This window comes from Streptomyces sp. NPDC050287 (genome assembly GCF_044459385.1).
GTDB lineage: Bacteria > Actinomycetota > Actinomycetes > Streptomycetales > Streptomycetaceae > Streptomyces.
The window spans coordinates 764985-789370 of the sequence record NZ_JBITIY010000004.1; the positions used below are offsets into that span (position 1 = coordinate 764985).

The window sequence follows — 24386 nt, forward strand, 5'->3', positions numbered from 1 at the left end:
GACCGTCGGAGTTGTATCGATTCAGCAAGTTAGTGGCGGCTGCGGCACCTGTCTACGCCCCTCTCGGCGAGAGTTGGTGACACTTCCAACAGAGCGTGCCATGTCGAACGACGAGGCGATTGAAACCTTTTAAAAACGGAAGGCGGACGTCACCGGCCACGGCCGGTCTCGGCCGGCTGTCGCCCCGTGGGCGGATCCTGGAGGAAACGCTGCCCACGATCCTGCTACACCCGGGTACTGCGCACGCCGGCCGTGAGTGCGGTCGCGGTGGCGGCGTGAGTGGGGCGGAGAGGCGGAGAGAGGGCGGCCGTTGCCACTGCCGCCCTCTCCGCACAAGGGGATGGTCCGCGAAGGCCCCGTGACAGATACGGTGAACAAGCGCTTGGATAGGGACCTGTCCAGGTAGCGCCGCCGAGCTGGAGGCCCCGTTGCTGTTCACATCCGTCGACGACGTCTCCAGGCGGCTCGCCGAGACCGGCTATCTCCCCTCCCCCGCCGTCGCCACCACCGTCTTCCTCGCCGACCGCCTCGGCAAGCCGCTTCTCGTCGAGGGACCCGCCGGGGTCGGCAAGACAGAGCTGGCCAAGGCGGTCGCGCAGGTCGCTCAGGCACGACTCGTACGGCTGCAGTGCTACGAGGGCGTGGACGAGTCCCGGGCCCTGTACGAGTGGAACCACGCCAAGCAGCTGCTGCGCATCAGCGCGGGCCGCGACGAGACCTGGGACGAGACCCGCACCGACATCTTCAGCGAGGAGTTCCTGCTCCCCCGGCCGCTGCTGACCGCGATCCGCGGCGACGAGCCGAAGGTGCTGCTGATCGACGAGACCGACAAGGCGGACGTCGAGGTGGAGGGTCTGCTCCTGGAGGTGCTCAGCGACTTCCAGGTCACCGTGCCCGAGCTGGGCACGGTCACCGCGACCCGCCGCCCCTTCGTGGTCCTCACCTCGAACGCGAGCCGCGAACTGTCCGAGGCGCTGCGCCGCCGCTGCCTGTTCCTGCACATCGGGTTCCCCGACGAGGAGCTGGAGCGCCGGATCGTACGACTGAAGGTGCCCGGTCTGGACGAGGCGCTGGCGGAGTCGGTCGTCCGGGTCGTCGGCGCGCTGCGGGCGATGGACCTGCGGAAGGTGCCGTCGGTCGCCGAGACCATCGACTGGGCGGGCACCCTCCTCGCGCTCGGCGCCGACACCCTGGACGAGACCGTCGTACGGGACACTCTGGGCGTGCTGCTGAAGCACCAGGACGACATCCTCAAGGCCACCGCGAAGCTCGATCCGGGCGCCCTGTGACCGCGCCGGCCGGTGTCGCGGAACGGCTGACCTCACTGGTCGGGGCGCTGCGCGCGCACGGCGTCCGGGTCGGCACGGGTGAGACGGTGGACGCGGCACGGGCGGTGGCGGCGCTGGGACTGGCCGACCGCGAGCTGCTGCGGGAGGGACTGGCGGCGACGCTGCTGCACGGTACGGCCCAGCGGCCGGTGTTCGATCCGGTCTTCGACCTGTACTTTCCGCGAGGTGTCGGCGGCCCCGACACCGGGTCGGCGGACCGGGACGACCTGCGCGAGCGGCTCGCCGCCGCGCTGGCCGCGAACGATCAGGCGTTGCTGGGGCGGTTGGCGGCCGAGGCGGTCGACGGGTTCGGCGGCTACGGTTCCTCGCCGGCGTCGGACGGCTGGTCGTCGCACCAGACGCTGGACCGGCTGCGCCCGCAGACCCTGCTCGCGCGGGTCCGCGACGACATCCGTGCGCGGCACGGCGGCTCGGGGTTCGCCGACCGGCTGCTGGAGGACGAGATCCGCCGGCGCATCGAGGCGTTCCGCCGGATGGTGGCCGCGGAAGCCCGGCGCCGAGTGGCCGAGCGGCGCGGGCGGGACGAGATCGCCCGGCGGGCGGTGGCCCCGACCGCCGACCGGGTGGACTTCCTGTTCGCCGGGAAGGACCGACTCACCGAGCTGCGCAGGACGGTGCAGCCGCTGGCCCGCAAACTGGCCACCCGGCTGGCGGCCCGTCGGCGCCGGGCCTCCCGGGGCACGATCGATCTGCGGCGCACCCTGCGCGGGTCGCTGTCGACGGGCGGGGTGCCGATGCGGCCCGTGCTGCGCCGCCGCCGTCCGGCCCGTCCCGAACTGGTGCTGCTGTGCGATGTGTCGGGGTCGGTGTCCGGGTTCTCCGACTTCACGATGCTGCTCGTGCAGGCGCTTCACGACCAGTTCAGCAAGGTACGGGTGTTCGCCTTCGTCAACCGCGTCGACGAGGTGACCGGGCTGCTGGAGCGCGGCGCGGCCGACCCGGAGGGCCTCGGCGCCCGGATCCGCGCTCAGGCCACGCTCACGGGCTGGCACGGCAGCAGCGACTACGGGGTCGCGCTGGGCGAGTTCGCGGAGCGGTACGGCGACGCGGTCGGTCCCAGGACGACCGTCTTCGTCCTCGGGGACGCCCGCACCAACCAGAGCGACCCCAACCTGGCCGCTGTCCGGCAGATCGCCGAACGGGCGCGCCGCGTCTACTGGTTGAACCCGGAGGCGGGCTCGCAGTGGGGTACCGGCGACTCCGCGGCGCCCGCCTACGCCGAGCTGGTGGAGATGCACGAGTGCCGCACCGCCCGGCAGCTGGGCGCCCTGGTCGGACGCCTGCTGCCGATCTGACCGAGGGGGTAACCGGACTGCTCTCTTTCGTGCAAGATATTTCACGAACGCGTCACTGGTTCGTGGTTGGTGCAGGCGCCGTGGACGAGCGCACGATCAGCTCGGGGGCGACCTTGGCCGTCCTGCAGTTCATGGCGTCCTGGAACAACTTCCTGGCTCCGGCGATCTACATCTCGACAGGATCCACATGACCAGCACACTCCCCGCCGAGGACACGCCCTGGATTCCTGGCGTCCCCCGGCACCGGACCACCCGACGCCTGCCTCTGCCCGAGGGCGTTCCGCAGGGCCTTCGCGCCCATACAGTCACCACCGACGAAACAGCCGTGGTGTCAGCCGACTGCATGGTCGAGGACGAAGACTCCACCCTCCGGATCCGTCTGCAGGGCAGCGGCCCGACGACGGCAGTCCTCCTGGTGCCCGCGCCCGACGCCGTGGCCCTGTGGCTGCCCGGCAGTTCCCGCGGCCAGTCCGCCCTGCCCCCCTCATGGGCGCACGGCCTCCCCGCGACACCGTTCACCGGCTCAGCGCTCGGCTGTCTGTTGGGCCGGAACGACCGCCCCCTGATCACCTTCGGAGCCCGCTCAGGCAACGGACACCTGCACATGCGGGCCGGAATCGTCGAAGAGACGGCCGAGTTGCTGCTCACCTTCGAAGCCGACCTGGCCGACGGTTCGCTGGAGATCGTCCTCAACCCGACAACCGACCCCTTCGAGACCACCGTCGCCACCGTCGGCCGCGCCCTCGGCCTGACCCGGGCCGCAGTCCCCGCCTCCGAGTACGCCCCGGTGCTGTGTACGTGGTACGCCTTCCATCAGGACCTCGACTCAGAACGCCTTCTCCAAGAAGCCCGAACAGCGGCAGACATGGGCTTCGGCACCCTGATCATTGACGACGGCTGGCAGAACGAGGACTGCGACCGCGGATACGGCACGTGCGGAGACTGGACACCCCACCCGGCCAAAATCGAAGATCCGGCCGAGCTCGTCCGCTCCGTCGCCGAGATGGGAATGCGTACCCTCTGGTGGATCGGCACACCCTTCCTCGGACACCGGTCACAGGCCTACACCACCGGCCTTCCCGTTCTGTACGAGGAGCCGGACATGGAGGCGGCCGTGCTCGACCCCCGGTCACAACGCGCCCGCAGCCATCTGGTCGACCGGCTGACGGAGCTCATCCGCACCACCGGGGCCGCCGGGCTGAAGGTCGACTTCCTGGAGCGGTACGCCCATGACACCGCCGCGGCACCTCCCGACGACGCGGTGGACGCATCCGTCCCCGCAGCAGCACTGAGTCTCCTGGACGAAATACGCGACGCTCTGACGCCATACGCGCCAGCCCCGGCATTCGAGTTCCGGGAGCCGTCCGTCTCCGCCGAGACCGTGGAACGCGCCACGATGCTGCGCGTATCGGACTGCCCGCTGAGCCCCGTCAACAACCGCGTGGGCATCGTGGACCTGCGGCTGACGACGAACGGGATCGCCATCCACAGTGACCCCATCATGTGGGGCGGCGCGGACAGCCCGGAACGCGTCGCGCAGCACCTGCACAGCAGCTTGTTCGGCGTGCCCCAGGTCTCCGTGGCACTCGCCCGGCAGACCACTGAGCAGTTGGCCGCGCTGGGTTCCTGGATGCGTCTGTGGACGGAACACAAGGACGTGCTCCTCCACGGCACGCTGCGCGTGACCGGGATCACCGGCGACTACTCCACCATCGAGGCGAGCCGGGACAGCGTCACCATCACCGCCCAGTACGCACCCGCCTTCTCCGACGTCCCGCCATCGGCCGACCACTGGATTGTGGTCAACGCGCACGAGAGTGAAGTCGCAGTCCGCTCCGCCCGGGCCCGCACCGCACAGTTCTCCATCAGCGATTGCGTGGGCGACACGACCGTACAAGGCACAGCCACCCTTGACGGCCTGTCAGTCTTCGATGTGCCTGCCGGCGGGGTCGTGCGGTTCTCCTTCGTCTCGTAGCACCGCCCCTGGTCCTTGGTCTCAGTGACAGCGAGGCGGCCCGTGCGGAGCCATCCGGTTGGCGTTCGGTCGGGATTCAGTCGGCCTTCGCGTAGCCCGTCGCCATGCCTCCAGCGAAGTCGTACACCACACACTGTTCGTCGCCGACGACCCAGGCGTCGTGTCCGGGCGAGCACACGAAGACGTCGCCGGCGCCGAGCTCGCCCTCGGCGCCGTCGTCCATGCGGATGCGCATGCGTCCCTGGGCGACGTAGCCGTTGTGGTGGACCTGGCAGCTCTCCGTGCCCGCTATCGGCGCCACGGACTCCGACCAGCGCCAGCCCGGCTCGAAGGTCGCCACGGCGAAGTCGAGTCCGCTGAGGTGGACGGCTTCCAGGTGGCCCCTCTGGAAGTCACGGCGCTCGTCCGCCTTTTCGAGAGTCTTGATCTCCAGCATGACGGCTCTCCCTTCCCGCCGTTGTCCCACGGCCGGGGCCGGTCTCCGTCTCCCGCCCACCACGAGCGGAACCGGCGGGGGCCGTTCCCCACCACCCCATCGTCCGCCCGTCCACCCGGGATCGCCATTCGGGTGACGACACCCGTCGTCACAGCCTCGCCGTCAGGCACCCGGTCGTCAGCCCCCGTCGTCGGACCCCGGTCGTCAGGCCGCCGTCGTCAGACCCTCGCGATCGGACCCCTTCGTCAGCTCCCTCGTCATCAGGTCCCCGCCGTCAGCCCCCCGTCGCGCACAGCCGGGCGAATCGTCCCGTGTCGATGTTCCCGCCCGAGACGATCACGCCGATCCGGCGCGGGAGCGCCCCTGCCCGGCCGGCGAGCAGCGCGGCGAGCGGGGTCGCGCCGCTGGGCTCGACGACGATCTTCAGGCGTTCGAAGGCGAACCGCATCGCCTCCCGGATCTCGTCGTCGGACACCAGGGCGATCTCGTCGACGAGCCGCTGGTTGACGGCGAAGGTGAGCTCTCCTGGGGTCTCCGCGGCCTGACCGTCGGCGATGGTGCGGGGCACCGGGATCGTGACCCGCCGGCCCGCCTCCAGCGACCGCCTGGTGTCGTCCCCGGCCTCCGGCTCCACGCCGATCACCCGGATACCGGAGTTCAGGCCCTTGGCCGCGGTGGCGCTCCCGGCGATCAGCCCGCCGCCGCCGACCGGCGTCATCAGCGCATCCAACTCTTCTGTCTCTTCGAGGAGTTCGAGCGCCGCAGTACCCTGCCCCGCCATCACGTGGGGGTGTTCGTACGGTGGGATGAGGGCGAGATTCCGCTCCGCGGCCAGCGCTTCGCCGATGGCCACGCGGTCGCCGGTGTAGCGGTCGTACGTCACGATCTCGGCGCCGTAACCGGCGGTGGCCGCCCGCTTCGAGGCCGGGGCGTCCTCCGGCATGACGATGACGGCGGTGGTCCCGAGTTCGCGGGCGGCCAGGGCGACCGCCTGGGCGTGGTTGCCGGAGGAGTAGGCCGCGATGCCCCGGGCCAGCTGCTCCGGGGTGAGCCGGGAGGCCGCGTTGTAGGCGCCGCGGAACTTGAAGGCGCCCACCCGCTGGAAGTTCTCGCACTTGAGGAAGACCTCGGCGCCGACCCGCTCGTCGAGGGTGCGGGAGCGCAGCACGGGGGTGCGGTGCGCGACGCCCTTGAGCCGGGCGGCCGCGTCACGGATGTCGTCGAGGGTGACCGGCGGAGTGGTGGTCGTCACGCGTGTCCTCCAGGGGAGTCGGATGTGACCTCGGTCCCGGCACGGGCCTGGGAGAGGTAGCTGTACGCGGAGGCGCGGGAGATGCCGAGCCGCGCGGCGACCTGTTCGACCGCCCGCCGCACGGCGAAGACTCCGCGCTCGTCGAGGCCGCGGAACAGCTCCACGCGCTCCGTCCGGTCGAGGGCGGCCCACGGCCGGTTCTGGTGGAGCTGCTGGCCGTCGAGCATCACGTCGACGACGGAGCCGATGTCATTGCCGAAGGTGGTGACCGGCAGTTCGGCGGGGGCCCCGCCGGCGCCGGCCAGGGCGCCGAGCAGGGCGTGGGTCTCGGTGACGGCGGAGACGTCGAGGTTGACGCAGAGGGCGCCGAACACCGCGCCCGTCGAGTCCCGCAGCACCATCGTGGAGGACTTGACGATCCGGCCGGTGTCCGTGCGGGTGAGGTAGTTCAGCTCGTCGGCCGCCTCGTCGCCGCGCGCGACCACACGCATGCCGATCTCGCTCATCGCCCCGCCCACCGCACGCCCGGTCACCGCCCCGGCGACGGCGACCACCGACGTCTCCGGCTGCCGGTAGTCATGGAGGACCACCTCGCACATCGGGCCGAACGTCGCCACGATCCCGTCGACGACCGGCTTCAGCGCGGCAAGGATCGCGTCCCGCTCGGTCTCCCGGTCCTCTGCGGCTGACATCGCACCACCTCTCTCCCCATCAGCACATCTAGACTACACGTCCAGCCTCTGGACGGAAAGTCCAATCCCTGTCTCTTCTCTGCCGCGATCCACCCCTGTCCGAGATCTTGACGAGGGCCGTTTTGTTACCGGTAACATCATCGATGTGGGAGCGAACGAGAGGGGGTCCCGTGGCGAGGGAAGAGCCAGTGGTCGACAGCACCAGACCGGTGTCGCCCGTCACGGAGCGGCCAAAGCCTGCGATCTTCAGTCCCGCCGCCGTGGTGGCCTCCTGTGCGGGCTTCGTCCTGATCGGCGCCCTCCAGGCCCTGTACGGGCCGGCCATCCCGGCGTTCCGCGAGGAGTTCGGGCTGACGCCCTCAGCCGCCGGGCTGGGGCTGAGCGCCCACTTCATCGGCGGGGTAGCGGGGGTGCTGCTGTTCGACCGCCTCTACGGCCGGCTGGGCAACCGGCAGATCCTCGGGGCCTCCTACCTGCTCATGGCGGTCGGCTCGGCCGGATTCGCGCTGGCGCCGAACTGGCCCACCGCGCTCGCCGCGGCCCTGTTCGCCGGGCTCGGTTTCGGCGGCATCGACTACGGCCTCAACCAGCTTTTCGCGGTCGGCTTCGGTCACCGTTCGACCGCGATGCTGAACATCCTCAACGCGCACTTCGGCGTCGGCGCCATCCTCGGCCCGGCGCTGATCGGCGCGGTCGGCTCGGAGCACTACCCGACGGTCTTCCTCGGTTTCGCGCTCGCCAACCTGCCGTTGCTGCTGTGCCTGAAGGGCGTACGCGACCGGGCGCCACAACCGGCCGGCTCCCCGGCGTCCGGCGGGGCGGGAGTCCTCGGCCGCAGCCTCGGTTCGGTGCTCGCGGTGTTCGTCGCGCTGTACGTCCTGCACGTGGGCATCGAGGCGGGCGTCGGCGGCTGGGAGCCCACCCATCTGGAGACCGTCGGCTACGGCGCCGGGGTCGCCGCGACCGCCACCTCCGTGTACTGGCTCATGATGACCGTCGGCCGGTTCCTGGTCGCCCCGATAGCACTGCGCTTCTCGGCGCAGGCCATCATCACGGTGTCCTGTGCGGGGATGACGGTCTGTCTGCTGCTGGCCGCGGTCCCGGCCCTCGCGCCGTACGCGTACGCAGGCGTCGGTCTGTTCATCGCGCCGATCTTCCCCACCGGCCTGCCGTGGCTGCACCGGGCCGCCCCGAGCGCCCGCCGGGCCGGTGCCCTCGTCATCGCCGCCTCCATGGTCGGCGGCGTGGCCGCCGGACCGGCACTCGGCAAGGCCATCGAGGCGGCCGGTATCCGCGCGGTCCCGCTGCTGCTGTGCGGGATCTCGGCGCTGTGCCTGGTCGCGACGCTCTGGTTGATCCGCTGCACGCGGGTCCGCTGAACCGTCCGGACCTCTCCACCCACCGATCGAAACCACTGACGCAGCGGGCGGCCCCGCACCGCCGGCCGCCCCCATCGAACCTCCCCGTGCATCTCGGCCCGGTATCAGACCCGAAGGGAAGCCCCACATGCCCGCTCTGACGACGACGTCCGACGGATTCCTCCTGCACGGCGAGCCGTTCCGGATCATCTCCGGGGCCATCCACTACTTCCGCGTCCATCCCGACCAGTGGGCCGACCGGCTGCGCAAGGCACGCCTGATGGGGCTCAACACCGTCGAGACGTACCTGCCGTGGAACCTCCACGAGCCGGAACCCGGCACGCTCGACCTCGACGGTCTGCTGGACCTGCCCCGCTTCCTGCGGCTGGCGCGGGCGGAGGGCCTGCGGGTGCTGCTGCGTCCGGGGCCGTACATCTGCGCCGAGTGGGACGACGGCGGGCTGCCCGCGTGGCTGATCTCGGATCCCGGCATCCGGCTGCGCACCAGCGACCCCCGCTTCACCGACGCGTTCGACCGCTACCTCGACCAGTTGCTGCCCCCGCTGCTGCCGCACCTCGCCGCGAACGGCGGCCCGGTGATCGCCGTACAGGTGGAGAACGAGTACGGGGCGTACGGCGACGACACCGCGTACCTCAAGCACGTCGAACAGGCGCTGCGCTCCCGGGGTGTCGACGAGTTGCTGTTCACCTGCGACCAGGCCAACGCCGAGCACCTGACCGCCGGCAGCCTGCCCGGCACGCTCAGCACCGCCACCTTCGGCAGCCGGGCGGACGAACATCTGGCCGCGCTGCGCGCGCACCAGCCCGAAGGACCCTTGATGTGCGCGGAGTTCTGGATCGGTTGGTTCGACCACTGGGGCGGCCCGCACCACACCCGGTCGGCAGAGACCGCGGCGGCGGACCTGGACCGGCTGCTGTCCGCGGGAGCCTCCGTCAACATCTACATGTTCCACGGCGGCACCAACTTCGGCTTCACCAACGGCGCCAACCACCACCACACGTACGTCCCCACCGTCACGTCGTACGACTACGACGCCCCGCTCACCGAGAGCGGCGACCCCGGTCCCAAGTACCACGCGTTCCGTGAGGTGATCGCGCGGCACGCACCGGTCCCTGACGAGCCGGTGCCCGCGCCGGGCCCCAAACTCCCGCCGGCCACGGTCGACCTGGACCATCGGGCGCCGCTGCTGCCGTATCTGCGCACGCTGGACGGCGGTACCCGCACGCAGGACCCGGTCACGATGAACGGACTCGGCGTGCACACCGGCTATGCGCTGTACCGCACCACGGTTCCGGCCGCGGGTGACGGGCTGCTGCACTTCGCGGGCGGTGTCGGCGACCGCGCCCAGGTGTTCGTGGACGGCGCCTCCGTGGGCGTACTGGAACGCGAACGCAACGAGGAGGCCCTGCCGGTTCGGGTGCCGCACTCCGGTGCCGTGCTGGAGGTGCTGGTCGAGAACCAGGGCGGGGTGAACTACGGGCCGCGCATCGGCGCGCCCAAGGGACTCCTCGGTCCGGTGTCCTTCCAGGGCGCCGCCCTGCACGGCTGGGAGTGCCGGCCCGTGCCGCTGGATGACCTGGCCGCGGTGCCGTTCGGCCCGTCCGACGCGGCCACGGACGCCGTGCCCGCCTTCCACCGGGGCACCTTCGAGGTGGACGTCCCCGCCGACACGTTCCTCTCGCTGCCGGGCTGGACCAAGGGCCAGGCATGGGTGAACGGCTTCCATCTCGGTCGCTACTGGAACCGCGGTCCGCAGCACACCCTGTACGTCCCCGGTCCGGTCCTGCGCCCCGGCGCCAACGAGCTCGTCCTGCTGGAACTGCACGCCACCACCGGCACCCGCGCCCAGCTCACCGACGCTCCCGACCTCGGACCGGAGGGCCAGTGACGACCCGTCCGCACCGCCTGCGGATCCCCTCCCCCGCCGGGCCGCCGCTGACGGGACACCTGCCCTTCGCCGACGCCCCCGGCGTACCCGACCCCATCGAGGTCACCAGCCGTTGGCTCACGCGCGGCGGGCGCCCCTGGTTCCCGGTGTCCGGCGAGTTCCACTACTCCCGGTATCCGGCCGGCGAGTGGGAGGAGGAGCTGCTGAAGATGAAGGCCGGCGGGGTCAAGGCCGTGGCGAGCTACGTCATCTGGATCCACCACGAGGAGATCGAGGGCCGGGTCCGTTTCGACGGCGACCGCGACCTGCGCCGCTTCGCCGAGCTGTGCGCCCGGCACGGTCTGGACTTCGTCCCGCGCATCGGCCCCTGGTCGCACGCGGAGGTCCGGGGCGGGGGTCTGCCCGACTGGCTGCTGGCCCGCGACTGCGTCCCGCGCACCGACGACCCGGCGTACCTGGAATCCGTACGGGCCTGGTTCACGGCCATCGCCGGGCAACTGCGCGGCCTGGACCGCGCGCACGGCGGCCCGATCGTGGCGATCCAGATCGAGAACGAGCTCTACGACCAGCCCGGCCACCTCCTCACCCTGAAGCGCATGGCCCAGCAGGCCGGCCTGAGCGCACCGCTGTGGACCTCGACCGCCTGGGGCGGCGTCCAGCTCCCGCCCGACGAGCTGCTTCCGCTGTACGGCGGGTACCCCGAGGCCTTCTGGACCGAGGCGGACGGCGGCTGGCCCGACACCTGTCGCAAGCACTTCTTCTTCACCCACCAGCGCGACGACGAGGGCATCGGCGCCGACCTCAGACCCACCACCGTGCGCGGCGGCGAACCGGACGCGTTCGCGGACAGATTCCCCTGGGCCACCTGCGAGTTGGGCGGCGGCATGGCGGTCTCGTACCACCGCCGGCCACGCGTCGGCCCCGACGACATCGGCGCGCTCGGGCTCACGAAGATCGGCTGCGGTTCGGTCTGGCAAGGCTTCTACATGTTCCACGGCGGCACCAACCCCGTCGGCGAACTCACCACGCTCCAGGAGTCCCACGCCACCGGCTACCCCAACGACCTGCCCGTCCTGACCTACGACTTCCAGGCACCGCTCGGCGAGTACGGCCAGTACCGGCGGACGTATCACGAACTGCGGCTCCAGCACCTGTTGTTGGCGGACTTCGGGCACCTGGTCGCACCGATGGAGTCGGTGCTGCCCGAAGGTCTTCCGGACGGACAGGGCGACCGGGAGACGTTGCGCTGGGCCGTGCGCTCCGACGGTGACTCGGGTTTCCTGTTCGTCAACAACCACCAGCCGCACGAGCCGCTGCCGGAGCATCCGGACACGTCGTTCACGGTCGAATTCCCTGACGGTAAGGACGAGTTGGGAATTCCGAGTACGCCCGTGACGATCCCGGCCGGAGCCTACTTCTGCTGGCCGTTGCGGCTGGAGGTCGCGGGGCTGCGGCTGGAGTGGGCCACCGCGCAGCCCGTGTGCACGGTCGAGGCGGACGGGCGTACGGTCCTGGTGCTGGCCGCGACCGAGGGCATCGCTCCCGAACTCGCCCTGGACGCTTCGACGGTGGCCGCCGTGGGGGTACCGTCCGGGGACATCACACCGGTCGGCGGACGGCTGCTGATCACCGGGCTGCGCCCCGGCACGGACGCCCAAGTCGACGTGGACACGGCGGACGGCGGGCGGGTCGGCCTGCTGGTCCTGGACGCGGCGACGGCCCGTACCGCCTACCGGGGCGAGGCCTGGGGCGCCGAGCGGCTGGTGCTGTGTGAGGCGGGCGTGGTCTTCGACCGGGATGAGGTACGGCTGCACGGTACGCCCACCGCCGTGTCCTTCGCGGTGCTGCCCGCCCCCGAGCGGGCGCCGGTGGTGGACGACGGTGCGAGGGTCACCGGGTCGGCGGACGGAGTGTTCACCCGTTATGCGGTGGCGGGCGACAGTGGTGCGGTGGCGGGCGGGGAGGAGGGTGGGGACACCGCCGTGTCCCTCACCCTGGTCCGCCCGGCCGGTCCGGCGCCGGAGACCGTGACGGGCGTACAGGGACGGGCGAGCGCGCCCGCGGAGAAGTACGTCGACAGCGTGGCCGCGGAGTACCACGTCGACGTACCGGACGGGCTGCCGCCGGGGACACTGCTGCGGCTGCGCTGGAGCGGGGACGTGGGACGGGCGTACGTGGGTGACACCCTCGTCGCCGACCAGTTCTTCTCCGGCCGGGAGTGGGACATCGCCCTCGACCGGCTGCCCGGCGAGGCGCTGCGCACCGAGGGACTACGGCTGCGGGTGCTGCCGTTGCACGCGGACGCGCACGCGAACACCCTGGTGTACGTGCCCGAGGAGACGGGTGACGGGGCGACCACGGCAGCCGTGACAGGTGCCGAGTGGATCACGGGCCGCGTTCGGAAGGTCCGGGCGGGATGAGGAGGCGAGCGGTCGCGGGTCGAACAGCCCGGCCCTCGGACCGCCCATCGTCAGCCCGGCCTATGCTGTTGGTCCTGCCGGGCGGGACCACAACACCGCCGCCACAACGTCGAGGAACTGCCACCATGACCCCAAGCGCCGCTGACGGAGCGGCCCCCAAGTGGCGCAGTCGACGGAACTTCGCGGGGGCACGCCCCGTGATGGACGACGTGGCCCGGCTGGCCGGTGTGTCCAAGCAGACCGTCTCCCGTGTGCTCAACGACCATCCCTCCGTCCGGGCCGAGACGCGCGCGGCGGTGCTGGAGGCCATGCGCACGCTCGGCTACCGGCCCAGTCGCAGTGCCAGGTCGCTGGCGAGTGGACGGACGCGGATGCTCGGGGTGATCTCCTTCGACGCGGCCCGCTACGGCCCGGCGTCGATCCTCACGGCGATCAACACGGCGGCGCAGGACGCCGGCTACCTGGTGAGTTCCATCGCCCTCGACACCGCGGAGCACGACACGGTCGTCGAGGCGGTGGACCGGCTCTCGGCGGAGGGCGCGGACGGGGTGATCGCGATCGCCCCGCAGCTGTGGGTGGGACGGGCGCTGGCCGACACCCACCTGGACATTCCGCTGGTGGTGCTGGAGAACGGCCTGGACACCGAGACCCCGCTGGTCACCGGTGACTCGCGGGCCGGGGCCCGCAAGGCAACGGAGTATCTGCTGCGGCTCGGACACGCGAGTGTCCTGCACATCGCGGGCCCGACGGGCTGGACCTCCGCCGATCACCGGCTGGCCGGCTGGCGGGCGACGCTGGAGGCGGCGGGCGCGGAGATCCCGGAGCCGCTCGTGGGCGACTGGAGCGCCGACTCGGGGTACGAGCTGGGCCGTCGGCTGGCCGGCCGCCCGGAGGTGACGGCCGTGTTCGTGTCCAACGACCAGATGGCGCTCGGCGTCCTGCACGCCTTCCACGACGCCGGGCGGTCGGTGCCCGACGACGTCAGCGTCGTCGGCTACGACGACATCCCGGAAGCCGCGCACTTCCTCCCGCCCCTCACCACAGTGCGGACGGACTTCGCGGAGATCGGCACCCGCTCCCTCCGCCTCCTCCTGGACCGCATCGACGGTTCCGGCGAGCCTCCCCGCCCCGAGACCCTGGTCCCGGTCGACCTGGTGATCCGCGCCAGCAGCGGCCCTCCTTGACGCCGTGCCTGGCTGCCGGGCTCCCTGGCTGCCGTGTTGCCTTGCTGCCCTGCTGACGGATGCCTCGACGACGACTGGGCCGTGCACTCGGTCATGCAGAATGTTGGCCCGGGGCCGGTCCCGGGGCTTGTTCCATGGGGGGACTTGTGCTGCTGCTCGATCTCGGCTCCGTGGCACCGCGCGAGCGGGCGGAGGCGTTCCGTCACGCTCTGACGGATTCGTCGGTGCCCAACGACGTCTTCCACGAGGAGCCCGAGGCGGGCATTCACGCACGTATGAACGTGTGGCGGGTGGGCGGCCTGGACCTCTTCGCGACCCGTAACTCGGGTTTCGAGGTGCGGCGGACACAGCGGCACGTACGCCACCATCGCAGCCATCCGGTGGTGTCCGTCTCGCTCCAGCCGGAAGGGCTCCACCGCGCCGAAGTCGCGGGCCGGCGCCGGCTGTTGGGCCCGGACGACATCTGCGTCTTCCACGAACTGTCGCCCCGGGTGTACGGCTGGTCCGGCGACGGGGCCTCCCAGTCGATGATGTTCGACATGGACCGCCTCGGTGTGCCGGTCGAGACGGTCGTGAAGGCTTCCCTGCGACTGCGCGCCAGTCCGCTGCACGACCTCGTGCTGGACCACCTGCGGGGCGTGTGGCGCGATCCGGACCGGCTGCGGGCCGATCCCGGCGCCCAGGCCCTCGCCGCGGGCACCACCGAACTCGTCCGCGCGCTGCTGCTCTCGGCCGCGCACGCCGTGGAGTCCGCGCCGGTCCGGTCGGTCATGGACGACACCCTGCTGACCCGGGTCATGGCGTACGCCCGGCGGCACCTCGGAGACCGTGGGCTGACGCCCGAGCGGATCGCCGCCGAGCACGCGATCTCGGTGCGCCGGCTCTACCTCCTGCTCAGCGACGCGGGCCTCAGCCTGGAGCAGTGGCTCATCACCGAACGGATCGCCAAGGCACGGCAGATGCTGTCCTCCGCACGCTACGCCCGCCTCACCGTCACGGCCGTCGCCGCCCGGTGCGGGTTCAGCAGCCCCAGCCACTTCAGCCGCCGCTTCCAGGCCGCGTACGGGATGCCCCCCAGCGAATGGCGACGCCACCACGGCGAAGCGTGAGCGTCGACGAGCCGAGCTGACTGAGCCGCTGGACCGGCCCTCCTGGCCGTCCCGGGCGGCTCGGCCGCTCAGGCCGCTCAGGCCGCGTGCAACGCGGCATGCAGGGTGTCCGTCACCTGGATCCGGGCCGCCCTGGACGCGTCCGTGTCCCGGAGCACGTCGAAGACGACGAAGCCGTGGATCGTGCCGTGGTAGCGGGCCGAGACGACGGAGACGTCCGCCTCTCGCAGGCGCGCCGCGTAGGCCTCGCCCTCGTCGCGCAGGACATCCGCCTCGGCGGTGAGGACGAGTGCCGGCGGCAGACCGCGAAGGCGGCGGATGGGGGCGCGCAACGGGGAGACGGTCCCCTGGGTCCGGCTGTCCGGGTCGGGGGCGTACTGCTGCCAGTAGCCGTGCATGGCGGCACTGTTCAGGAAGTACCCGTCCGCGAACTGCCGGTAGGACGGCGTGTCCATCGCCGCGTCGGTGACCGGACAGATCAGCACCTGGTGTCTCAGACGCGGTCCGCCGCGTTCCCGGGCCAGGAGGGTGAGGGCGGCGGCGTGCTGGGCGCCCGCACTGACGCCGACGACCGCCATCCGGGTCCCGTCCAGCCGGCATTCCGCGCCGTGCCGGGCCAGCCATCGGGCGACGGTGTACGCCCGCTCGACGGCGCCGGGGTGGCGCGCGTCCTGCGGGATGTCGTACTCGGGCACCACCACGGCGGCGTCCGCGCCGAGGACCAGGTCGGCCACCAGTTGCCGGTGGGCGTACGCGTCGGTCAGCATCCAGCCCAGGCCGTGCAGGTACAGCACCACCGGCAGGGGTTCGTCGCTGCCGGCCGGGCGCAGGATCCGTATCCGGATGCGGTGGCTGTCACCTCCCGGCAGGGCCAGCCACTCCTCGTCGATGTCGGGTTCCTCGCGGCCGCCGCCGTTCCAGAGGGCGGCCATGCGCGCCCGGGAGGCGGCGGTGCCGTCGGTGTCGGCGGACGGGAAAGCGGGCCAGGTGTGCGCGGCCACGAAGTCCCGCGTCCGGCGCTCGAGCACGGGTGCCGGACGAAAGGCCGGAACCTCTTCTTCCACTTCCACGGGAACTCCTGCGCGTGGGGGCGATTCACGGGGCTGTTCGAAGGAGCGGTTCCGCACCCGCGGCCGGGCGCGCGGGCACTCGGTGCCGGAAGCGGCTCTGCCGACACGCAGAGTTCACCCTATGGTGCCGCCGACGTGAAACGGGCGGGGCCCCCGTACTCGTCTGTGCCGCTGCGTGCACACTTCGGCGCCGGCCTGCCCTTCTTCCGACCCGCGGGGCGAAGTGCAGTCATTTGACCTAACGCCTCTTCCCGGTGGGCGTCGCAGACTGGCGGCAGAACGGCGAGGAGCGGTGACCGTCCCCGCTCGCGCACCGCGCACCGGTTCCGGGACGGCTGAAGGGAGCCCTCGTGAGTGCTCGATCAGGTTCGCCCGACGCGCCCGGCGGCGACGCGTCCACCGACGTGGCGGCGGCCCTCTCCCGGTGGCTGACCCCCGTCGTGGAGCGCTCGGGCCAGGATTGCCGCGTCGACGGTTCCGTGACACTGCGTCACTTCGGGTACGTACGCCTGATCACCTGCGTGTCCGGGCCGTTGCGTGTGACGCGCACCCCGCGCCCGGCCGCCCCGGAGACCGACGGCTCCGTCGCCCTGCTCGCCCCGTCGAACGCGACCGTGCGCCTCGCCCAGGACGGCCGCGGTACCCGTGTGGAGAACGGGCAGTTGGCCCTGGTCGACCTGCGCCGGCCGTTCTCCGTCGAGCAACAGCAAGTCGAGCAACTGCAAGTCGGACAACGGCAAGTCGGACAACAGCAAGTCGAGCAGGACCAACCGGCGCGGAAGGGGCAGCGGGAGCGGCAGGATCGAGGGGTGCGGGGTGTCGCACCGCGTGGACCTGGCCGGATGCTCTTCTTCCGGGTGCCCGTCCACGCGCTGCACGTTCCCGCGGCGACCCTGCGCTCGGTCACCGCCCGCGCCGTCACCCCCTCGGGCGGGGCCGGCACGGTCCTGGCGCCGCTGCTGCGGCACCTGGACGAGTCGGCGCCGCGGATACCCGCCGCGGTCGGTGAGCGGTTCGGCGGAATCGTCACCGATCTGATGGCCGCCCTGGCCGAGGAGCTCGCCGAGGACGCGGACGGGCCGCCGGAGACGGGTCGCCGGCGGCAGATCGTGACGATCCGCCAGTACATCGACCGGCATCTCGGCGACCCCGACCTGTCCGCGGAGCGCATCGCCCGGGCGCACCTCATCTCGGTGCGCTATCTGCACCGCCTCTTCGAGGGCGAGGGGATCACGGTGGGCAGGCTGATCCAGCGTCTGCGGGTCGAGGGCTGCGCCCGGGAGCTCTCCCGGCGGGGGCGGGTCGGCCCGTCCCTCTCGGTGGTGGCGGCCCGCTGGGGTTTCCGCAGCACGGCGCACTTCAGCCGGGCCTTCAAGGCCGTCCACGGGTGTGCACCGCAGCAGTGGCGCCGGCTGACGGTCGCCGCGGACGACCCGGCCGTCAGGTCAGACGTCGGGGTTCTGGGCCGTCTGTCCTGACGGCCGGGTCCGGCCGTCCCGCCAGTCGCTGGGTGCGATGCCGTACGCCGCCCGGAAGCTGCGGCTGAAGTGCGAGGCGCTGGCGAAGCCCCAGCGTCTGGCGACCGCCGCCACCGTGATGTCCGCGCGTCCGGGCCGGGCCAGCTCCCGTCGTGCCTCCTCCAGCCGGCGGTGCTGGATCCACCGGCCGACCGTGCTGCCCTGGTCCTCGAAGAGCCGGTGCAGATAGCGCAGAGAGATGTGCTGGGCCGCGGCGACGCTCGCGGGCGTCAGGTTCCGGTCCCACAGGTGCGCGTCGACGTACGCGCGCAGCCGCCGCACCAGTGCCTCGCGCTCCCTGCCATGGTCCTTCGGCCCGGGATCCAGGTCCTCCGCGGCAGCCAGCAGAGCGACCAACTCGGCGATGCTGGCGCTGAGTCGCAGTGCCGTACCCGACGACTGGCCGGGCGCGGCGGCGAGTTGCCGCAGGAGGCTGCCGAGCAGCGGCGCCACGGGGCCGTCGGCGAACGGGGCCCGGTCCGTCAGAGCCCGTACCTGGCGGTCGGTGACGGCGAGCGCGTGCCGCGGGATCCGCACGAGGTGCAGGACGAAGTCCCCCGCCTGGTGCAGGACGAAGGGTTCGGTTCCGTCGCAGAGGAAGAGGTCGTCGGGCCCGCAGGCCTCGGTGGTCCCCCGGCGGTCGAGGGTCGCCCGGCCGGTGGTGTGCAGGCCCAGCAGCAGGTAGGGGCGGGTGGCGGACTCGGGGTCGTGGACGACGGGCCGTGCCGCTCCGCGATACGTCGTCACCCGGACGAACCCGAGGGTGCGGGTGTCTGTGGGGCGGGCGGTATCGGCGGGTGCGGGCATCATCAGGCTCATTCGGCCCCCTGGTCGGCGCGGTGCATTCGGTTGCCGGGACGGTTCCGGCGGCGGGGGCCGCGCCGGAGGGGCGCTCCCCGGGGTTCAGCGTGCGGTGGTCGCGTCGCTGGTGGGAGGCGGTACGGCGATCTCTGCGGCGAGGGGCAAGAGCCGTGCACGGTCAGGCAAGGGGGCGGTGTCATGGTGGTCCGGGGAGGCACGCCGGGGCCGGGTCGGCGCGGCGACGGGACGAGGCAGCGGGACGCGGCATGGAGACGCGGCGACGAGGCGGGAAGAGAGCACTGTGGGGGAAGCCATCGGGAACGGTCCGGATGACATGCCGCTCGTCGGGCGCCGGCGCGAACGCACCGAGCTGGAGCGGGCCTTGGAGAGGGCGCGGACCGGTACCGGCGGCTCGGCGACCGTGCTGCGGGGCGACGCCGGCATCGGCAAGACCGCGTTGCTCGACTGGACGGCCGCACGCGCCGCCCGCTCCGGCTTCACCGTCCTGCGTGCGGTGGGCGGTGAGTCGGAGGTCGGTATCGCCTTCGGGGCGCTGCACCACGTACTGCGCCCGTTGCGGGAGAGCTCATGCGCGCTGCCCCGCCAGCAGCGGCTCGCCCTCGAACGTGCCCTCGGTCTGCGGGACGGGCTGCCACCGAGCGGCTTCATGGTCGGCGCGTCCGCGCTGGCTCTGCTGGCGGAGGAGGCACGCCGCCGTCCGGTGCTGCTCCTCGTGGACGACCTGCACTGGGTGGACTCCTCCAGTGCCGCCGTGTTCGTCTTCCTCCACCAGCGCATCGCCGACCTGCGCGCGGTGATGGTGTGCGCGAGCCGGCCCGACGGGCCCGCGCTGGAGGGGTGGCCCGCGCATCCGGTGGACGTCCAGGCGCTGTCCGGCGAGGACGCCCGCACGCTGCTGCGGCAGTGGCACCCGGAACTCGTGGCCTCGACCGCGGAGCGGGTGATGGAGGAGGCCGCGGGCAACCCCCTTGCCCTGGCCGAACTGCCCGGCCAGTTGGCGGACGAGCACCGCAGGGGCGTCGCACCGCTCCCGGAGCGGCTGCCATTGGGCCGGCGGCTGGAGGACCTGTTCGTACGACGGCTGCGCTCGCTCCCCGCGGACGCGGCACGGCTGCTGCTGCTCACGGCCCTGGACGGCAGCGCCGGGCGCGGTGTCACCGGGGAGCCCTCCCAGGACCGTACGGAACAGGTCCTCGACGGCATCGAGGCGAGCGGGCTGGCCCGGCTGGACCACACCGGGCGGCTGGTCTTCCGGCATCCGCTGGTACGCAGCGCCGTGATCGCCGCCGCCTCCGAGGCCGAAAGGCGGGCGGCGCACCGCACGTTGGCGGGACGGCTGCGGGCGGACGACCCGCGCCGGCTGCTGCATGAGGCCTCCGCCGCCGAGGCCGCGGGCGAACCGCTCGCCGCACGCCTGACGGAGGCCGGGACCCGCATCGCGCTGCGCGGCGGTGACGCGGAAGGGGCACTGCTGCTGGACCGCGCGGCGGCCCTCAGCGTCGACGCGGAGAACCGGATCCGCCGGCTGACCTGGGCGGCCGTGATGTCGGCCCGGGGCGGGCGCCTCGCGTACGCGGCCCGACTGGTGCGGGAACTGAGGCGGGGCCCGGTGCCGGCGGACATCGCCCCGTTGTTCGCCTACGCGGTCGTCTACGTCGACCAGAGTCACCATGTCGACTTCGCGTCGTCGTTCTCCCTGCTGCCCCGCGCCCTGGCCACGTTGACCACGCCCGGCGCCCCGGACTTCGGCGACCTCGTCGAGCAGGTGTTCTTCAAGCTGCTGCTGGCGTCCGTGTACACGGGCGACCGCCGGGGGTGGGAGGCCCTTCAGCGGCATCGGGACCACGTCTCCCCCGCCGCCCGGCTGTGCCTGCGCGCCTGGGCGGATCCGCCCCGCTCGGCATCGGGAACGGAGGACGAACTGCGGTCCCTGGTGGCGCGGTCGGCGGACCGCCGGGCAGCGGGCGGTGCCTGGCTGTTGCTGTGGGCGGCCTCGGCGGTGGACGCCGCCGACGAGGACCTGCGGCGGCTGTTCAGCGGAGAGCACGCGTACGCCACTCAGGGGTCGGTGGCGAAGGCGAGGTGCTATCAGGCGTATCTGTACGGCCGTTGGGACGCTGCGGAGGACTGTCTGCGGGAGGCCGACACCGCGGAGGAACTCGGCTATCACTGCAACGCCCTGCTGTTCCGGCACTATCACGCCCACTTCCTCGCGGGCCGCGGTGACGAGCGGGGGCTGCGCGAGGCGCGGGCGCGGATCCGGTCGGCGGCCTCGCGGGCGCGGATGCGGTTCGTCACGGACCATCTGGATCACCTCGACGCCCTGGTCGCGCTGGCGCACGGGCGTCACGAGGAGGCGTACTCCCGGCTGCGCCGGCTGATGGCGCCGGGCGAGCTGCCGCGTGGGCTGTCCTGGTTCCACCTCCCGTTCTTCGACTTCGTCGTCGCGAGTGTGGGCTGCGGCCGTCGGGCTCAGGCGCTGGCCCATGTCGCGGCCGGACGGGCGGCGCGGATGGACACCGTCTCCGCGCACCACGCCTTCCTGCTGGCCGCGGCGACCGCGCTGACCGCCGACGACGACGCGGCGGACGCCGCCTACGCGGCCGCCTACGCCGTGCCGGGCTCCGGCCGGTGGGTCCTCGACCTGGCCCGCCTGCGGCTGGCGCACGGCTCCTGGCTGCGCCGCCAGGGGCGGCCGGCCGAGGCGGGTGATCTTCTGCGCGCCGCATGCCGGGCCTTCGGGGAGTTGCGGGCCGTGCCCTGGGAGGAGCAGTGCCGGGCCGAACTGCGCGCCGCCGACCGCTCACCGCGGGCGCCGCTGTGCGGTGTGCTCACGGCACAGGAACTGCGCATCGCGCACCTCGTCGCCACCGGGCTGACGAACAAGGAGATCGGTGCCGCCCTGGACCTGTCCCCGCGCACGATCGCGTCCCACCTGTACCGCATCTTCCCCAAACTGGGGATCACCTCACGGGCGGCTCTGGCCCGGGCCCTGCCGACCGGCTGAACCCCGGAGGATTCCCGACGACGCCCCGGGTCTCCTCGAGGGCACGCGCCACACCGGCCCGGGTCGTGATGCCGAGCTTGGGAAAGATCTTGTACAGGTGGGCGCCGATCGTACGGCGGGACAGTCCGAGCCGCTCACCGATCTGACGGTTGGTCAGGCCATGTGCCGCGAGTTCCGCGATCCTCAACTCCTGTGCGGAGAGCAGGGGATGAGCGGTGCCGGCGGCGTACGCGTCCTTGCCGCCCAGTTCCCGGGAGGCCTGTTCGGCCCAGGGCGTGGCGCCGAGGCGGGTGAAGGCGCTGAGCGCGGCCCGGGCGTGGGTGGCGGCGGGACCGTGTCGGTCGTGCAGCCGCAGCCAGGCGGCGTGGGCCAGGTGGGCGCGGGCGAGCGGGAAGGGCCAGTTCTCGGCGCCGGGGAGGGCGTACGCGGCCTCATAGCGTTGTTCCGCCTCGTCGTCCTCGGCGGCGAGGGCCTCTGCGACAGCCACGAGGAAGGTGTGATGGGCCGAGACGCGGGCGATGCCGGCGGCGCGGACCGCGTCCAGGTGGCGACGGGCCTGCGTCCGCCGTCCGCTGTCGACGGCGGCCTGTACCCAGTCGACGAGGGACAGGTGGAGCCAGGGGGCGCGGGGTGGGAGAGCCCCCGGCGGGGCGAGGGTCCGCGCATGGTGCCAGGCGTCGTCCGCCTGCCCGTGGCCGAGGGCGCACAGGACCCACAGTCCCCGCAGACGTTCCGTGACGAGGCGCAGGCCACGCTCCCGGGCCGTCGTCCCGAGGGTGGACTCCAGCGCGGAAAGACCGGCTCGGTCGCCGCGGGCGGCGAGGACCTGCCCCGCGTTCTGCAGGTGGAGCATCTCGTTGAAGAGGTGTCCGTGGGCGCCGGAGGTCTCCGCCCCCCGGCGCGAGGCGGTGAGGCACTCGTCCCAGCGGCCGTGCAGGAAGTCGTCGTGGGCACGGAGACTGTCGATGAAGGCCTGGGTGCCGTGCGCGGGACGGCCGGCGAACGGACTGCGCAGGATGTCGCCCAGGGCGTCGACGGCGGCGGCCGCCCACAGCAGGAGCCAGGTGCCGGCGGTCTCCCGGTCGACCGGCAGGGCCGCGACCGCCTCGCGCAGCCGTGACGGCACGTCGTGCTCGGTCCGGGGAGGGGCCGCGGACCAGGCCTGAAGACACAGCACCGCCGCCTCGGAGGCCTGCGCCGCGTGCCGTTCGGCGGCGGCCCACGCCCGTTCGTCCCCGGTGTGCACGGCGACGAGGACGAGCAGGAGGAGCATCGGTTCGAGCAGTCCGGCTCGCTCCTCCCGCCCCGCCGGGGATTCCAGCAGCTCCAGGGCGTGGGGCAGCAGTTCGATCGAGGGCGTCGGGTCGCCGTCGAGCTGGAGCCTGGTGTACGCGACGACGAAGGCGTACGCGGCGCCGGGTTCGGGCCGGCCCGGGCGGGCCTCGGTCTCGGCCTCGGCGACGAGTCCCGCCGCCGGCCGCAGCCGTCCGCCCCGGGCGGCCAGCAACGCGGCGGCGACCAGACGCCGGGTCCGGTCCGCCGCCTCCGGGCTGAGGGCGGCCGCGCGCGCCATCATGCCCGCGGCCTCGGCGTCTCCGCCCTGAGCGGCCATGCTGTCCGCCTCCGCGTGCAGCAGCCGGGCCAGGCCGGCGTCGGTGCCGACGGCAGCGGCCGCCAGGTGCGTGATCCGCTGGGGGCTTCTCTGGGGCAGGGCGTCCGCGAGCTGCCGGTGCGCAGCACGGCGTTCAGCCGGCGTGGCGATGTGCACCAGGGAGGCCCGCACCAGGGGATGACGGAAGACGAAACGTTTCCCCGCCGGGTCCAGGTGCGCCAGCCCCGAGACCTCGACGTCCTGGCGGAGCTCCTGCCAGGGGCGATCCGTCATGTCCCGCAGCACGGCGGCCTGTTGGGCGTACGGGCCGCCGAGCGCCGCGACCAGGAGCAGATGCCGGGTGCCGTCCGGCAGGGCGCGCAGCCGGTCCTCGTACAGGCGGCCCAGCCGTTCACCCAACGGCAGTTCGTCGAAGAGCCCGGGGATTGCTGTGGTCTCTTGGGCGGCGTCGAAGAGCCCGGGGATTGCTGTGGTCTCTTGGCCGGCGTCGAAGAGCCCGGGGACTCCAGCGCTCTCCTGGCCGGTGCCGAAAAGCCCGGGAACTCCAGCGCTCTCCTGGCCGGTCTGGAACGCGGCGTGGTCCGGGGCCGTTCTCCGCAGCTGTGCCGGGAGTTCGTGCAGTGCGAGCGGGTTGCCGCCGGCGGCTCGCAGGACCCTGCGGCGGGCCAGCTCGGGCAGCCAGGGGTGGAGTGTGCGCAGCAGTCGCTCGGCCTGCCGCTCGTCCAGGGGCTCCAGGTCGATCACCCGGCCGGGCAGGCCCACGGTACCCCTGCGTCCCGCCAGGGGTCCGCGGTCGCCCACGGCTACGGCGTGCCGTGCGGCGCCGATGGCGACGACGGGCAGCGGGGTCAGACGGCGTTGCAGGTAGGCGAAGACGGCGGCGCTGGACGGGTCGGCCCACTGAAGGTCGTCCAGGAGGACGACGACGGGTCGGCGGGCGGCGGCGCGGGCGAGCAGGTCGAGGGCGGCACCGGCCACCGCGAACCCCGCGGGCGGTGTGCCCTCGCGGACACCCAACGCGCTTTCCAGAGCGCTCCGTTGTGCGGGCGGGAGGGCGTGAGTGTCGTCGAGGAGCGGCCACAGCACCTGGTGGAGGGCGGCGAAAGGCAGTCCCCTCTCCGCCTCGGCACCGGTCATCCGCAGCACGCGCAGTCCGGCGCGGCGGGCCGCCGCCTCGGCTGCCTTGAGGAGCGCGGTCTTCCCCATGCCGGGGTCGCCCCGCAGGACGACGGTCCGTCCGGTGGACCTGATGCCCGCGAGGGCCGTGGCGATGACCGCGAACTGCGCGTCCCGCCCCGCCGGAACCGGCGCGGCGGGCTCGCCCCCGGCCCCGCCTCCACCGCCCATGTGCTCGTTACCCCGCCCTCGACCCACGGTCG

16 protein-coding genes are annotated in these 24386 nt (G+C 72.7%); 10 read left to right on the top strand and 6 right to left on the bottom strand.

Annotated elements, in window-relative coordinates; genetic code table 11:
* Nucleotides 1-431: 431 nt before the first annotated feature.
* The 3 genes from ACIBK3_RS18415 to ACIBK3_RS18425 all read left to right on the top strand — a co-directional run bounded on the left by ACIBK3_RS18415 (nt 432) and on the right by ACIBK3_RS18425 (nt 4619).
* A complete protein-coding gene (locus ACIBK3_RS18415) occupies nt 432-1289 on the top strand; it encodes an AAA family ATPase (protein WP_399366865.1) in 858 nt (285 codons plus the stop codon).
* Nucleotides 1286-2644, top strand: a complete 1359-nt coding sequence (locus tag ACIBK3_RS18420; RefSeq protein ID WP_399366760.1) for a VWA domain-containing protein — start codon at nt 1286-1288, stop codon at nt 2642-2644. The genes ACIBK3_RS18415 and ACIBK3_RS18420 overlap by 4 nt, the downstream gene beginning before the upstream one ends.
* A 187-nt stretch (nt 2645-2831) precedes the next feature.
* Nucleotides 2832-4619, top strand: a complete 1788-nt coding sequence (locus tag ACIBK3_RS18425) for a hypothetical protein (RefSeq protein WP_399366762.1) — start codon at nt 2832-2834, stop codon at nt 4617-4619.
* A 76-nt stretch (nt 4620-4695) separates the two neighbouring features.
* Here ACIBK3_RS18425 and ACIBK3_RS18430 read toward each other — a convergent pair whose 3' ends face one another.
* The 3 genes from ACIBK3_RS18430 to ACIBK3_RS18440 form a co-directional block, all read right to left on the bottom strand.
* A complete protein-coding gene (locus ACIBK3_RS18430) occupies nt 4696-5055 on the bottom strand; it encodes a cupin domain-containing protein (protein ID WP_399366764.1) in 360 nt (119 codons plus the stop codon).
* 274 nt (nt 5056-5329) lie between these two features.
* On the bottom strand, nt 5330-6307 hold the full coding sequence (locus ACIBK3_RS18435) for a threo-3-hydroxy-L-aspartate ammonia-lyase (RefSeq protein ID WP_399366766.1): 978 nt from the start codon (nt 6305-6307) through the stop codon (nt 5330-5332).
* Nucleotides 6304-6999 carry a transcriptional regulator gene (locus ACIBK3_RS18440; RefSeq protein ID WP_399366768.1) on the bottom strand — a complete coding sequence of 232 codons (696 nt, stop codon included), beginning with the start codon at nt 6997-6999 and terminating at the stop codon, nt 6304-6306. Before ACIBK3_RS18440 ends, ACIBK3_RS18435 begins: the two co-directional genes overlap by 4 nt.
* 188 nt (nt 7000-7187) lie before the next feature.
* Between ACIBK3_RS18440 and ACIBK3_RS18445 the strand changes: the two genes are divergently transcribed.
* The 5 genes from ACIBK3_RS18445 to ACIBK3_RS18465 all read left to right on the top strand — a co-directional run bounded on the left by ACIBK3_RS18445 (nt 7188) and on the right by ACIBK3_RS18465 (nt 14979).
* Nucleotides 7188-8378, top strand: a complete 1191-nt coding sequence (locus tag ACIBK3_RS18445; RefSeq protein ID WP_399366770.1) for an MFS transporter — start codon at nt 7188-7190, stop codon at nt 8376-8378.
* 127 nt (nt 8379-8505) lie between these two features.
* Nucleotides 8506-10266 carry a beta-galactosidase gene (locus ACIBK3_RS18450; protein ID WP_399366772.1) on the top strand — a complete coding sequence of 587 codons (1761 nt, stop codon included), beginning with the start codon at nt 8506-8508 and terminating at the stop codon, nt 10264-10266.
* Nucleotides 10263-12686, top strand: coding sequence for a beta-galactosidase (locus ACIBK3_RS18455; RefSeq protein WP_399366774.1), 2424 nt, complete (start codon nt 10263-10265; stop codon nt 12684-12686). Before ACIBK3_RS18450 ends, ACIBK3_RS18455 begins: the two co-directional genes overlap by 4 nt.
* Before the next feature lie 125 nt (nt 12687-12811).
* The gene (locus ACIBK3_RS18460; RefSeq protein WP_399366776.1) at nt 12812-13870 is read left to right on the top strand and encodes a LacI family DNA-binding transcriptional regulator; all 1059 of its coding nucleotides are present in this window, start codon (nt 12812-12814) and stop codon (nt 13868-13870) included.
* A gap of 134 nt (nt 13871-14004) precedes the next feature.
* Entirely contained in the window at nt 14005-14979 is a 975-nt protein-coding gene (locus ACIBK3_RS18465; RefSeq protein ID WP_399366778.1) for a helix-turn-helix domain-containing protein, read from the top strand.
* A gap of 77 nt (nt 14980-15056) precedes the next feature.
* Here the strand turns inward: ACIBK3_RS18465 and ACIBK3_RS18470 are convergent, their stop codons facing one another.
* The gene (locus ACIBK3_RS18470) at nt 15057-16043 is read right to left on the bottom strand and encodes an alpha/beta hydrolase (protein WP_399366867.1); all 987 of its coding nucleotides are present in this window, start codon (nt 16041-16043) and stop codon (nt 15057-15059) included.
* A gap of 356 nt (nt 16044-16399) precedes the next feature.
* On the opposite strand from ACIBK3_RS18470, the gene ACIBK3_RS18475 reads away from it, so the two are divergent.
* Nucleotides 16400-17527, top strand: coding sequence for a helix-turn-helix domain-containing protein (locus ACIBK3_RS18475; protein WP_399366780.1), 1128 nt, complete (start codon nt 16400-16402; stop codon nt 17525-17527).
* Here the strand turns inward: ACIBK3_RS18475 and ACIBK3_RS18480 are convergent.
* Entirely contained in the window at nt 17495-18385 is an 891-nt protein-coding gene (locus ACIBK3_RS18480; protein WP_399366782.1) for an AraC family transcriptional regulator, read from the bottom strand. The two genes, ACIBK3_RS18475 and ACIBK3_RS18480, sit on opposite strands and share 33 nt — an antisense overlap.
* A 316-nt stretch (nt 18386-18701) precedes the next feature.
* Here ACIBK3_RS18480 and ACIBK3_RS18485 point away from each other — a divergent pair, with 316 nt between their 5' ends.
* Entirely contained in the window at nt 18702-21395 is a 2694-nt protein-coding gene (locus ACIBK3_RS18485; protein WP_399366784.1) for an AAA family ATPase, read from the top strand.
* Here the strand turns inward: ACIBK3_RS18485 and ACIBK3_RS18490 are convergent.
* Nucleotides 21352-24354: an AAA family ATPase gene (locus ACIBK3_RS18490; protein ID WP_399366786.1), complete on the bottom strand. Its 3003-nt coding sequence runs from the start codon at nt 24352-24354 to the stop codon at nt 21352-21354. The two genes, ACIBK3_RS18485 and ACIBK3_RS18490, sit on opposite strands and share 44 nt — an antisense overlap.
* Between the last annotated feature and the right edge of the window lie 32 nt (nt 24355-24386).

What these genes read in the sequence shown, in the direction of transcription:
- ACIBK3_RS18480 (WP_399366782.1), bottom strand. Translation starts at nt 18,385, where the DNA reads ATGAGCCTGATGATGCCCGCACCCGCCGATACCGCCCGCCCCACAGAC.
- ACIBK3_RS18425 (WP_399366762.1), top strand. Translation starts at nt 2,832, where the DNA reads ATGACCAGCACACTCCCCGCCGAGGACACGCCCTGGATTCCTGGCGTC.
- ACIBK3_RS18440 (WP_399366768.1), bottom strand. Translation starts at nt 6,999, where the DNA reads ATGTCAGCCGCAGAGGACCGGGAGACCGAGCGGGACGCGATCCTTGCC.
- ACIBK3_RS18485 (WP_399366784.1), top strand. Translation starts at nt 18,702, where the DNA reads ATGCCGCTCGTCGGGCGCCGGCGCGAACGCACCGAGCTGGAGCGGGCC.
- ACIBK3_RS18430 (WP_399366764.1), bottom strand. Translation starts at nt 5,055, where the DNA reads ATGCTGGAGATCAAGACTCTCGAAAAGGCGGACGAGCGCCGTGACTTC.
- ACIBK3_RS18465 (WP_399366778.1), top strand. Translation starts at nt 14,005, where the DNA reads ATGGGGGGACTTGTGCTGCTGCTCGATCTCGGCTCCGTGGCACCGCGC.
- ACIBK3_RS18490 (WP_399366786.1), bottom strand. Translation starts at nt 24,354, where the DNA reads ATGGGCGGTGGAGGCGGGGCCGGGGGCGAGCCCGCCGCGCCGGTTCCG.
- ACIBK3_RS18460 (WP_399366776.1), top strand. Translation starts at nt 12,812, where the DNA reads ATGACCCCAAGCGCCGCTGACGGAGCGGCCCCCAAGTGGCGCAGTCGA.
- ACIBK3_RS18450 (WP_399366772.1), top strand. Translation starts at nt 8,506, where the DNA reads ATGCCCGCTCTGACGACGACGTCCGACGGATTCCTCCTGCACGGCGAG.